The sequence below is a fragment of the Burkholderia pseudomultivorans genome (assembly GCF_902499075.1).
GTDB classification, from domain to species: Bacteria; Pseudomonadota; Gammaproteobacteria; order Burkholderiales; family Burkholderiaceae; genus Burkholderia; species Burkholderia pseudomultivorans.
The window spans coordinates 23,223-32,271 of the sequence record NZ_CABVPP010000071.1; the positions used below are offsets into that span (position 1 = coordinate 23,223).

The 9,049-nt window shown below is 68.7% G+C and carries 12 protein-coding genes; 8 read left to right on the forward strand and 4 right to left on the reverse strand.

The window, feature by feature from the left end:
• Positions 1-269: 269 nt before the first annotated feature.
• From BST28156_RS30420 to moaE, 3 genes are read left to right on the forward strand one after another with little or no spacing between them, the layout of a single operon-like run.
• Positions 270-1,517, forward strand: coding sequence for a molybdopterin molybdotransferase MoeA (locus BST28156_RS30420; RefSeq protein WP_174904153.1), 1,248 nt, complete (start codon positions 270-272; stop codon positions 1,515-1,517).
• Positions 1,518-1,534: 17 nt separating this feature from the next.
• Positions 1,535-1,792 carry a molybdopterin converting factor subunit 1 gene (gene moaD / locus BST28156_RS30425; RefSeq protein ID WP_009694689.1) on the forward strand — a complete coding sequence of 86 codons (258 nt, stop codon included), beginning with the start codon at positions 1,535-1,537 and terminating at the stop codon, positions 1,790-1,792.
• Positions 1,793-1,847: 55 nt separating this feature from the next.
• Complete coding sequence (gene moaE, locus BST28156_RS30430; RefSeq protein ID WP_060239426.1) at positions 1,848-2,324, forward strand: molybdopterin synthase catalytic subunit MoaE; 477 nt, start codon at positions 1,848-1,850, stop codon at positions 2,322-2,324.
• A 92-nt stretch (positions 2,325-2,416) separates the two neighbouring features.
• Here moaE and BST28156_RS30435 read toward each other — a convergent pair whose 3' ends face one another.
• Positions 2,417-3,004: a group III truncated hemoglobin gene (locus BST28156_RS30435; RefSeq protein WP_174904154.1), complete on the reverse strand. Its 588-nt coding sequence runs from the start codon at positions 3,002-3,004 to the stop codon at positions 2,417-2,419.
• Between BST28156_RS30435 and BST28156_RS30440 the strand changes: the two genes are divergently transcribed.
• The 3 genes from BST28156_RS30440 to clpB all read left to right on the forward strand — a co-directional run bounded on the left by BST28156_RS30440 (position 3,003) and on the right by clpB (position 6,469).
• Positions 3,003-3,158, forward strand: coding sequence for a hypothetical protein (locus BST28156_RS30440; protein WP_174904155.1), 156 nt, complete (start codon positions 3,003-3,005; stop codon positions 3,156-3,158). The genes BST28156_RS30435 and BST28156_RS30440 overlap by 2 nt on opposite strands.
• Before the next feature lie 51 nt (positions 3,159-3,209).
• Positions 3,210-3,716, forward strand: coding sequence for an Rrf2 family transcriptional regulator (locus BST28156_RS30445; protein ID WP_174904156.1), 507 nt, complete (start codon positions 3,210-3,212; stop codon positions 3,714-3,716).
• A gap of 155 nt (positions 3,717-3,871) precedes the next feature.
• Entirely contained in the window at positions 3,872-6,469 is a 2,598-nt protein-coding gene (gene clpB / locus BST28156_RS30450) for an ATP-dependent chaperone ClpB (RefSeq protein ID WP_060239419.1), read from the forward strand.
• 118 nt (positions 6,470-6,587) lie between these two features.
• On the opposite strand, the gene BST28156_RS30455 is transcribed toward clpB, so the two are convergent.
• Positions 6,588-7,019 carry a YidB family protein gene (locus BST28156_RS30455; protein WP_060239405.1) on the reverse strand — a complete coding sequence of 144 codons (432 nt, stop codon included), beginning with the start codon at positions 7,017-7,019 and terminating at the stop codon, positions 6,588-6,590.
• An 88-nt stretch (positions 7,020-7,107) separates the two neighbouring features.
• The gene (locus BST28156_RS30460; RefSeq protein ID WP_174904157.1) at positions 7,108-7,695 is read right to left on the reverse strand and encodes a ComEA family DNA-binding protein; all 588 of its coding nucleotides are present in this window, start codon (positions 7,693-7,695) and stop codon (positions 7,108-7,110) included.
• A 280-nt stretch (positions 7,696-7,975) separates the two neighbouring features.
• Here BST28156_RS30460 and BST28156_RS30465 point away from each other — a divergent pair, with 280 nt between their 5' ends.
• Together BST28156_RS30465 and BST28156_RS30470 are read left to right on the forward strand one after the other, a co-directional pair.
• Positions 7,976-8,434, forward strand: coding sequence for a MerR family transcriptional regulator (locus tag BST28156_RS30465; protein WP_174904158.1), 459 nt, complete (start codon positions 7,976-7,978; stop codon positions 8,432-8,434).
• Complete coding sequence (locus BST28156_RS30470; protein ID WP_174904159.1) at positions 8,418-8,852, forward strand: carboxymuconolactone decarboxylase family protein; 435 nt, start codon at positions 8,418-8,420, stop codon at positions 8,850-8,852. Before BST28156_RS30465 ends, BST28156_RS30470 begins: the two co-directional genes overlap by 17 nt.
• A gap of 22 nt (positions 8,853-8,874) precedes the next feature.
• Here BST28156_RS30470 and BST28156_RS30475 read toward each other — a convergent pair.
• Positions 8,875-9,049 (reverse strand): helix-turn-helix domain-containing protein (locus BST28156_RS30475; RefSeq protein ID WP_174904160.1); only part of this gene is annotated, 175 nt, incomplete at its 5' end.

Sequence of the window (9,049 nt, forward strand, 5' to 3'; positions counted from 1 at the left end):
GAATGCCGATTCGTCGAACGGATCGGGGTTCCGGCCGTTTTGCTTGGCGGCGGGCGCGGGCGACCGACATTGGCGTGGTCGTTGCCGGCGCAGTCGCGCGTTGCCGACGCGCGGCCCGGCCGCCGCATGCCGCTCGCTTGCGGCGCAAATCGGGCTGGCGTGCCGCCCGTCCGCGCCGATCACGATTTCCGCATGACCGCCATATCGCGCGCCCGCGCGACGGCGTCGCTACAATGACGTATTGCCTTCCACGATCCCCGATTCCATCGATGTCGAACCCGAATTCCGCGGCGCCGCGCGCGCCGATGCTGTCGACCGCCGAGGCGCTGGCCGCGCTGCTCGATGCCGCGAAGCCGCTGCCCGGCGCTGAAACCGTCGCGACGCTCGACGCGCTCGGCCGCGTGCTGGCGGCCGACGTGAGCTCGCCGCTCGACGTGCCGCCGATGCATACGAGTGCGATGGACGGCTATGCGGTGCGCGTCGCCGACCTGCTGCATGGCGAGCGCCGCCTGCCGGTCTCGCAGCGCATTCCGGCCGGCCACCCGGCCGTGCCGCTCGCGGCCGGCACGGCCGCACGGATCTTCACGGGCGCGACGATGCCGCTCGGCGCCGACGCGGTCGTGATGCAGGAGCAGACGTCTGCCGACGGCGACGCGGTCGAGATCCTGCATACGCCGAAGGCCGGCGAATGGATCACCGCGCAGGGCGCCGACATCCGGCAGGGCGCGGTGATCCTGTCGGCCGGCACGCGGCTCACGCCGCAGGCGCTCGGCCTCGCCGCGTCGGTTGGCTGCGCGCAGCTGTCGGTCGCGCGGCGGATCCGCGTCGCGGTGTTCTTCACCGGCGACGAGCTGACGATGCCCGGCGAGCCGCTGAAGCCCGGCGCGATCTACAACTCGAACCGATTCACGCTGCGCGGGCTGCTGGAACGGCTCGGCTGCCACGTGACCGACTACGGGATCGTGCCCGATTCGCTCGCGGCGACGCGCGACACGCTGCGCGAAGCCGCGCGCGACCACGACGTGATCCTGACGAGCGGCGGCGTGTCGGTCGGCGATGAAGACCACGTGAAGCCGGCCGTCGAGGCCGAAGGGCGGCTCGCGCTGTGGCAGATCGCGATGAAGCCCGGCAAGCCGCTCGCCTACGGCGCGGTGCGTCGCGGCGATGCGCACGGCGATGCGCACTTCATCGGACTGCCCGGCAACCCCGTATCGAGCTTCGTCACCTTCCTGCTGTTCGTCCGGCCGTTCCTGCTGCGCCTGTCCGGCGTGCGCGACGTCGCGCCGCGCGCACTGTCGCTGCGCGCCGATTTCTCGCAGCCCAAGGGCGACCGGCGCAACGAATTCCTGCGCGCGCGCGTGAACGCGGCGGGCGGGCTCGACCTGTTCCCGAACCAGAGCTCGGCGGTGCTGACGTCGACGGTCTGGGGCGACGGCCTGATCGACAATCCGCCGCAGCACGCGATCAGCGCAGGCGAGACCGTGCGTTTCATTCCGTTTTCCGAACTGCTGTCGTAACGCGACGGCTTCCCGACATGAAGATTCAACTGAAATTCTTTGCGAGCGTGCGCGAGGCGCTGGGCGTGGCCGACGAACAGGTCGACGTGCCGGACGGCGTGAACACCGTCGGCGACGTGCGCGCATGGCTGCGCGTGCGCGGCGGCGCGTGGGCCGACACGCTGGCCGAAGGGCGCGCGTTGCGCATGGCCTGCAACCACGAGATGACCGATGCCGGCACGCGGCTCACCGAAGGCTGCGAGGTCGCGTTCTTCCCGCCGGTGACGGGCGGTTGAGCGCGATGATGCACGGCACCCGCAAGGCCGGCTCCGGGCCGGCAGGAGGCAACTGATGGCGACGGTACGAGTCCAGGCCGACGACTTCGACCTGAACGCCGAAGTGGCGGCGCTGCGCGCGCGCAATCCGAAGATCGGCGCCGTGGCCTGCTTCGTCGGCACGGTGCGCGACCTGAACGAAGGCGAGTCGGTCGCCGCGATGGAGCTCGAGCACTATCCGGGCATGACCGAAAAGGCGCTCGAGAAGATCGCCGCGGAGGCGGGCCGGCGCTGGCCCGGCATCGACGTCGCGATCGTGCATCGCGTCGGCAAGCTGTATCCGCTCGACCAGATCGTGCTGGTCGCGACGGTCGCGTCGCATCGCGGCGACGCGTTCGCGTCGTGCGAGTTCGTGATGGACTATCTGAAGACCGAGGCGCCGTTCTGGAAGAAGGAAACGACGCCGGAAGGCGAGCGCTGGGTCGACGCGCGCAGCGCCGACGACGCGGCGCTCGCGCGCTGGGGCGTCGAATCGGGCAACGCGCCGCGTTGAGCGCGGGGGCGCGAGGTCGCAGCCGGACGTAAGCGGGCGCGCGGCGAAGGCCGCATCGGCCGGGGCGGTGCGGCTTTTGGCCGCACGCGGCGTCAGGCGTCCGGATCGGTGCCGCGTCCGATGATCTTCGCCGGAAACGGCTCGCCGCGTGCGCGCGACGGCAGGCGATGCGGGGCGCCGCCCGGCGGATCGCCGCCCGGCGAGTCGCCGTCCGCGGCGCGGCGCGGCGCGATCGCGTCGAGCAGCGCCTGCTGCTCGGGCGGAATCCGGTAATCCCAGCCGAACCGGCTCAGTTGCAGGCTCTGCGCGATCCGCAGCGCGGGTTCCATGAAGCGGACCGCCGCGGGCGGCGCGTAGCGTGCGTCGACGGTCTTCAGGAACAGCGACAGCCAGCGGCTGAAATGCGCGGGCTCGAGCCCGTCGAGCGGCTGGTGCGCCTGCTGCACGTTGCCGCGGTAGCCTTTGGTGCCGAGCACGAGGCTCGACCAGAAGCCGACCATCTTCGGCAGATGGTCGTCCCAGCGGCCGGCCAGCTTCGCGTCGAACACGGGCCCGAGCAGCGGATCCGCACGCACGCGGTCGTAGAACGCGTAGACGAGGTCGCGGATGTTGGCTTCGGTCGGCTCGGCGTCGCGAGGGCGGGCCGGTGCGGTGTCGGACGAGGCAGGCGTGTCGGTCATGGCGAAAAAGGGCGGGCATCCGGAGCGGCGCACGGGCGAAGCGCGCGACGCCGGCGGGATTTTGCCGCAAAATAGCGGCCACTTGCCCGTGAAAAACGTACAGATTGAATGCATCTTATTGCGTGCGGGCATTCCAGGCAACCCGGCGTCGTGAAGCAGCGCGCCACGCGTAACAGGGCATGATCAGTCACCACCGTAATCGCCGATGAGACTCACCGACTACACCGACTATTCGCTGCGCGTGATGCTGTACCTTGCCGTACACGGCGAGGGACTCGCGACGATCCAGGAGATCTCGGACGCGTACGGCATCTCGAAGAATCATCTGATGAAGGTCGTGCAGCGGCTCGGCGAGCTGGGCTGGGTCGACACGGTGCGCGGCCGCAACGGCGGCCTGCGGCTGTTTCCCGCGTCGCTGCGGCTGACGGTCGGCGAGGTCGTACGCGCGACCGAGGCCGATTTTGCGCTGGTCGGCTGCTTCGCGGCCGACGGCGACTCGCGCGGCTGCGTGATCGAGCCGCAGTGCCGGCTCAAGGGCGTGCTGGCCGCCGCGCGCGACGCGTTCTTCGCCGAGCTCGACCGCCACACGCTCGGCGAACTGGCCGCGCCCGCGTCGTCGCTCGTGTCGCTGCTCGGCATCCGGCCGATCGCGATCGTGCGCGCCGAGCCTGCGGCGGCCGGGTCCGCCGAACCGCCATCGAAGGCCGACTGACCCGCCGGCCTTGCCAGCCCCTTGTTCCGCCCCTCATTCAGCGCGACCGCATCGCTGCCCGGCGATTTTTTGCGCTGAATCAACCCGAATTCCGCTTGAAAGCCGCATAACCATCCTCACCTTGGTGTTAATCGAAAATTGGAGGTCTCGACACAATGAGAATCGACAAGCTCACCACCAAGTTCCAGGAAGCACTCGCGGACGCCCAAAGCCTCGCGGCCGGCCGCGACAATCAATACATCGAACCCGTTCACGTGCTCGCGGCGCTGGTCGCGCAGCAGGACGGCTCGGCCCGCTCGCTGATGTCGCGCGCGGGCGTCCACGTGCAGGCGCTGCAAGGCGCGCTGAACGAGGCGATCTCGCGCCTGCCGCAAGTGACGGGCACCGGCGGCGACATCCAGATCGGCCGTGAACTGGCCGGCCTGCTGAACCAGGCCGACAAGGAAGCGCAAAAGCTCAACGACACGTTCATCGCGAGCGAGATGTTCCTGCTCGCGGTGTCCGACGACAAGGGCGAAGCCGGCAAGCTCGCGCGCCAGCACGGCCTCACGCGCAAGGCGCTCGAAGCCGCGATCGCCGCGGTGCGCGGCGGCTCGCAGGTGCACAGCCAGGACGCGGAAAGCCAGCGCGAGGCGCTGAAGAAGTACACGGTCGACCTGACCGAGCGCGCCCGCGCGGGCAAGCTCGACCCGGTGATCGGCCGCGACGACGAAATCCGCCGCTCGATCCAGATCCTGCAGCGCCGCACCAAGAACAACCCGGTGCTGATCGGCGAGCCGGGCGTCGGCAAGACCGCGATCGTCGAAGGGCTCGCGCAGCGGATCGTCAACGGCGAAGTGCCGGAGACGCTGAAGGGCAAGCGCGTGCTGTCGCTCGACATGGCTGCGCTGCTGGCCGGCGCGAAGTATCGCGGCGAGTTCGAGGAGCGCCTGAAGGCGGTGCTCAACGACATCGCGAAGGACGAAGGCCAGACCATCGTGTTCATCGACGAGATCCACACGATGGTCGGCGCGGGCAAGGCCGAAGGCGCGATGGATGCGGGCAACATGCTGAAGCCGGCGCTGTCGCGCGGCGAGCTGCACTGCATCGGCGCGACCACGCTCGACGAATACCGCAAGTACATCGAGAAGGATGCCGCGCTCGAGCGCCGCTTCCAGAAGGTGCTCGTCGACGAGCCGAGCGTCGAGGCGACCATCGCGATCCTGCGCGGGCTGCAGGAGAAGTACGAACTGCACCACGGCGTCGACATCACCGACCCGGCGATCGTCGCCGCGGCCGAGCTGTCGCACCGCTACATCACCGACCGTTTCCTGCCGGACAAGGCGATCGACCTGATCGACGAAGCCGCTTCGAAGATCAAGATGGAAATCGATTCGAAGCCCGAAGAAATGGACAAGCTCGACCGCCGGCTGATCCAGCTGAAGATCGAGCGCGAAGCGGTGAAGAAGGAGCAGGACGAAGCGTCGCAGAAGCGCCTGCAGCTGATCGAGGAAGAGATCGAGCGGCTCGGCCGCGAGTATGCGGACCTCGAGGAGATCTGGACCGCCGAGAAGGCCGCGGTGCAGGGCAGCGCGCAGCTCAAGGAAGAGATCGAGAAGGTGCGCGCCGACATCGCGAGGCTGCAGCGTGAAGGCAAGCTGGAGAAGGTCGCCGAACTGCAGTACGGCAAGCTGCCGCAGCTCGAGGCGCAACTGAAGCAGGTCACGCAGGCCGAAGAGCAGGAACAGCACAGCCCGACGCGGCCGCGCCTGCTGCGCACGCAGGTCGGTGCCGAGGAAATCGCGGAAGTCGTGTCGCGCGCGACCGGGATTCCGGTGTCGCGGATGATGCAGGGCGAACGCGAGAAGCTGCTGCACATCGAGGAGAAGCTGCACGAGCGCGTGGTCGGCCAGGACGAGGCGATCAACGCGGTCGCCGACGCGATCCGCCGCTCGCGCGCGGGTCTCGCCGATCCGAACCGTCCGTACGGCTCGTTCCTGTTCCTCGGCCCGACGGGCGTCGGCAAGACCGAGCTGTGCAAGGCGCTGGCGTCGTTCCTGTTCGACTCGGAAGAGCATCTGATCCGCATCGACATGAGCGAATTCATGGAGAAGCACAGCGTCGCGCGGCTGATCGGCGCGCCGCCGGGCTATGTCGGCTACGAGGAGGGCGGCTACCTGACGGAAGCCGTGCGCCGCAAGCCGTACAGCGTGATCCTGCTCGACGAGATCGAGAAGGCGCACCCGGACGTGTTCAACGTGCTGCTGCAGGTGCTCGACGACGGCCGAATGACGGACGGGCAGGGGCGCACGGTCGACTTCAAGAACACCGTGATCGTGATGACGTCGAACCTCGGGTCGCAGGTGATCCAGGCGATGGCGGAGTCGCCGCAGGACGAGATCAAGGACGCGGTGTGGCTCGAGGTGAAGCAGCACTTCCGCCCCGAGTTCCTGAACCGGATCGACGACGTCGTCGTGTTCCACGCGCTCGACCGCCGCAACATCGAGTCGATCGCGAAGATCCAGCTCGCGCGCCTGCACGACCGGCTCGCGAAGCTCGACATGGCGCTCGACGTGTCGGAAGCGGCGCTCGAGCAGATCGCGAAGGTCGGCTACGATCCGCTGTTCGGTGCGCGGCCGCTGAAGCGCGCGATCCAGCAGGAGATCGAGAACCCGGTCGCGAAGCTGATCCTCGCGGGTCGCTTCGGTCCGAAGGACGTGATCCCGGTCGACGTCAACGACGGCCAGTTCGTGTTCGACCGCGTCGTGCACTGACCGCCATCGGCCCACGCCCGGTTCGCGCCGGGCGCGCAAAAACGAACACCCCGCCTCGGCGGGGTGTTTGCTTATGTGGCCGCGCGACGGCTGCCGAACCGCGTGCGGCGGTGCGCGCTTACGCCTGCTTGTTGCCGCCGAACATGCCGGCCAGCTGCGACAGCGCGCCGAGCACGTTCGACGTGTCGACCTGGCCGTCGGCCGGCACTTCGCCGTTCGGCGTCGCATGGTTCACGACGTGCGGCAGCACCTGCGCGAGGATCGACGACGCCTGGCCCGGATCGATCCCGACCTTGCTCGCCAGCGCGCCGATCGCGTCCGAGCCGAGCACGTTCTGCAGCGTGTCGGGCGAAATCGGCTGGTTCTGGCCGTTGCCGACCCACGAGCCGATGACGTCGCCGGCGCCGCCGGCCTTGAACTTCTCGATCAGGCCGTTCAGCCCGCCCGGCTGGTTATTGATGAATTCGAGCGCGGTCGTGATGAGCGCGCTTTGCGAGTTGCCGCCGGCCTGGCCGCCGATCAGACCGCCGACGATATCGAGGAGACCCATGGTTGTTCACCTTCACTGAAAAGGGCGCCGTGACGACGGCGCCCGTTGAACGAATGCCGCGCGCACGCCATCGTGCACGCGGCGCATGTCAGGCGCCCGACGCCGCGGCGGCGGAGGCTGCCTTGTCCTTCTTGCTCTTCTTCTTCGAACCCTTGGTCGCTTTCGTCGACGAAGCGGCGGCCGGCGCGCTCGCGCCCGCATCGGCGGACGCCGCGGCTGCTGCCGCCGCCTTGTCCTTCTTCGAGGCGCGCTTGCTCTTGGCCGGCTTGGTCGCCGCTTCCGGCGCGCTTGCTGCCGGCGACGGGGCGGCGGCCGTGGTGCCGGCCGTCGCGGTCGTCGACGTCGCTGCGGTGCCTGCCGACGTCGTCGCGGCCGGCTTCGACAGCTTCACGCCCTTCGGCGGGGCCGACGAGCCGCCGATCGTCAGGCCGTTTTCCTCGAGGTGCCCGACCGACTTCGTGCCGAGGCCCTTCACGCGGTTGGCGAGATCGTCGGCATCCTTGAACGGGCCGTTCCTGGTGCGTTCGTCGATGATCGCCTTCGACTTCACCGGCCCGAGGCCCTTCACGGATTCGAGCGCGGCCTGGTCGGCCGTGTTGACCTCGACTGCCGCGGCAAGGCCGGCAGCAAGCGACAGCGACAGCGCAACGAACAGCATCAGCAGCTTTTTCAGCATGGCAAAGGCTCCCTGGTTCCGGTTTGACGGATGAATGGCAGTTGCAACGGACGGCCGTGCGCGGCGTGGCCGTGTGTCGCCGTTAAGCATAGGACAAATGCGTGCCCTTTTTAAGACAAGCTGTCCAAATCTTGCTGAAGGCTTGCGCCGCTGTAAAGGCCGAATGCCGCGCCGGGCGGCGATTTTGACCATTCTTTACGGTGTCGGCGCGCCGCGCGGCGCTGGTCGTTCGACAGCGCTTGACTTAGAGTGAACTCTAAGTCCTAACCTCGAGCATGCCATGTCAATCACCGTATCCACTTCTTCCGCCGCCGGTCCGCTGACGATCGGCCAGGTTGCCGAGCTGATCGGCGTGTCGACGCATACGCTGCGTTACTACGAGCAGGCCGGCCTGCTGCGCGCGATCTCGCGCACCGCAGCCGGACACCGGCTCTATGCGCCGGCCGACCTCGACTGGCTCGCGTTCGTGATGCGCCTGAAGGCGACCGGCATGCCGATCGCGCAGATGCAGCAGTTCGCGGCCTTGCGCGCCGACGGCGAGCCGACCATCGGCCAGCGTCGCGAGATGCTGGTCGAGCACCGCGACGCGGTGCGCGCGCATATCGCGGAACTGCAGGCGAGCCTCGCCGCGATCGACGCCAAGATCGCGTACTACGAGGCGGCGGAGCGCGATGCGGGACGACGGGCGACTTCCCCTCAACCCGATCATCAGGACATACGCAATGGAACGCACGATTGAAGACCGCTATATGCGCGGCTGGAACAAGCTGAAGGAAATCGACGGCGACGCGGGCGAACGCGTGATCGCGGCGCTCGAGCCGATTGCACCGGACTTCGGCCGGCTGCTGATCGAGTTCGCGTTCGGCGACATCTACAGCCGCCCGCAACTCGACCTGCGATCGCGCGAGATCGCGACGATCGCCGCGCTGGCCGCACTCGGCAACGCGCAGCCGCAGTTGAAGGTGCATGTCGAGGCTGCGCTGAACGTCGGTTGCACGCGCGACGAGATCGTCGAGGTGTTCATGCAGATGGCCGTCTACGCAGGTATGCCGGCCGCGCTCAACGCGCTGTTCGCCGCGCACGAGGTGTTCCGGCAGCGCGATGCGGATACCGGCGCCGCCGATGCAACGTGCGACGCGCCCGTGCATACCGCATGACACAGGCGGCGCGTCGCACGCATCACGCGCGATGCGGCGCGACGATCCGGTGCTTCGCGATGCGCCGGTACAGCGTCGCGCGCGAAATGCCGAGCGCCTGCGCGGTCGCGTCGGGCCGCCAGCGGTGCGCGGTGAGCGCCGCGACGATGCGGCCGCGTTCGTCGTCGGGCAGCGCGCCGCCGCCCGCGTCGGCGCCC

Bases quoted from the DNA above. Each gene is read 5' to 3' on its own strand.
- BST28156_RS30420 (WP_174904153.1), top strand. From the start codon at position 270: ATGTCGAACCCGAATTCCGCGGCGCCGCGCGCGCCGATGCTGTCGACC.
- moaD (WP_009694689.1), top strand. From the start codon at position 1,535: ATGAAGATTCAACTGAAATTCTTTGCGAGCGTGCGCGAGGCGCTGGGC.
- moaE (WP_060239426.1), top strand. From the start codon at position 1,848: ATGGCGACGGTACGAGTCCAGGCCGACGACTTCGACCTGAACGCCGAA.
- BST28156_RS30440 (WP_174904155.1), top strand. From the start codon at position 3,003: ATGGCGAAAAAGGGCGGGCATCCGGAGCGGCGCACGGGCGAAGCGCGC.
- BST28156_RS30435 (WP_174904154.1), bottom strand. From the start codon at position 3,004: ATGACCGACACGCCTGCCTCGTCCGACACCGCACCGGCCCGCCCTCGC.
- BST28156_RS30445 (WP_174904156.1), top strand. From the start codon at position 3,210: ATGAGACTCACCGACTACACCGACTATTCGCTGCGCGTGATGCTGTAC.
- clpB (WP_060239419.1), top strand. From the start codon at position 3,872: ATGAGAATCGACAAGCTCACCACCAAGTTCCAGGAAGCACTCGCGGAC.
- BST28156_RS30455 (WP_060239405.1), bottom strand. From the start codon at position 7,019: ATGGGTCTCCTCGATATCGTCGGCGGTCTGATCGGCGGCCAGGCCGGC.
- BST28156_RS30460 (WP_174904157.1), bottom strand. From the start codon at position 7,695: ATGCTGAAAAAGCTGCTGATGCTGTTCGTTGCGCTGTCGCTGTCGCTT.
- BST28156_RS30465 (WP_174904158.1), top strand. From the start codon at position 7,976: ATGTCAATCACCGTATCCACTTCTTCCGCCGCCGGTCCGCTGACGATC.
- BST28156_RS30470 (WP_174904159.1), top strand. From the start codon at position 8,418: ATGGAACGCACGATTGAAGACCGCTATATGCGCGGCTGGAACAAGCTG.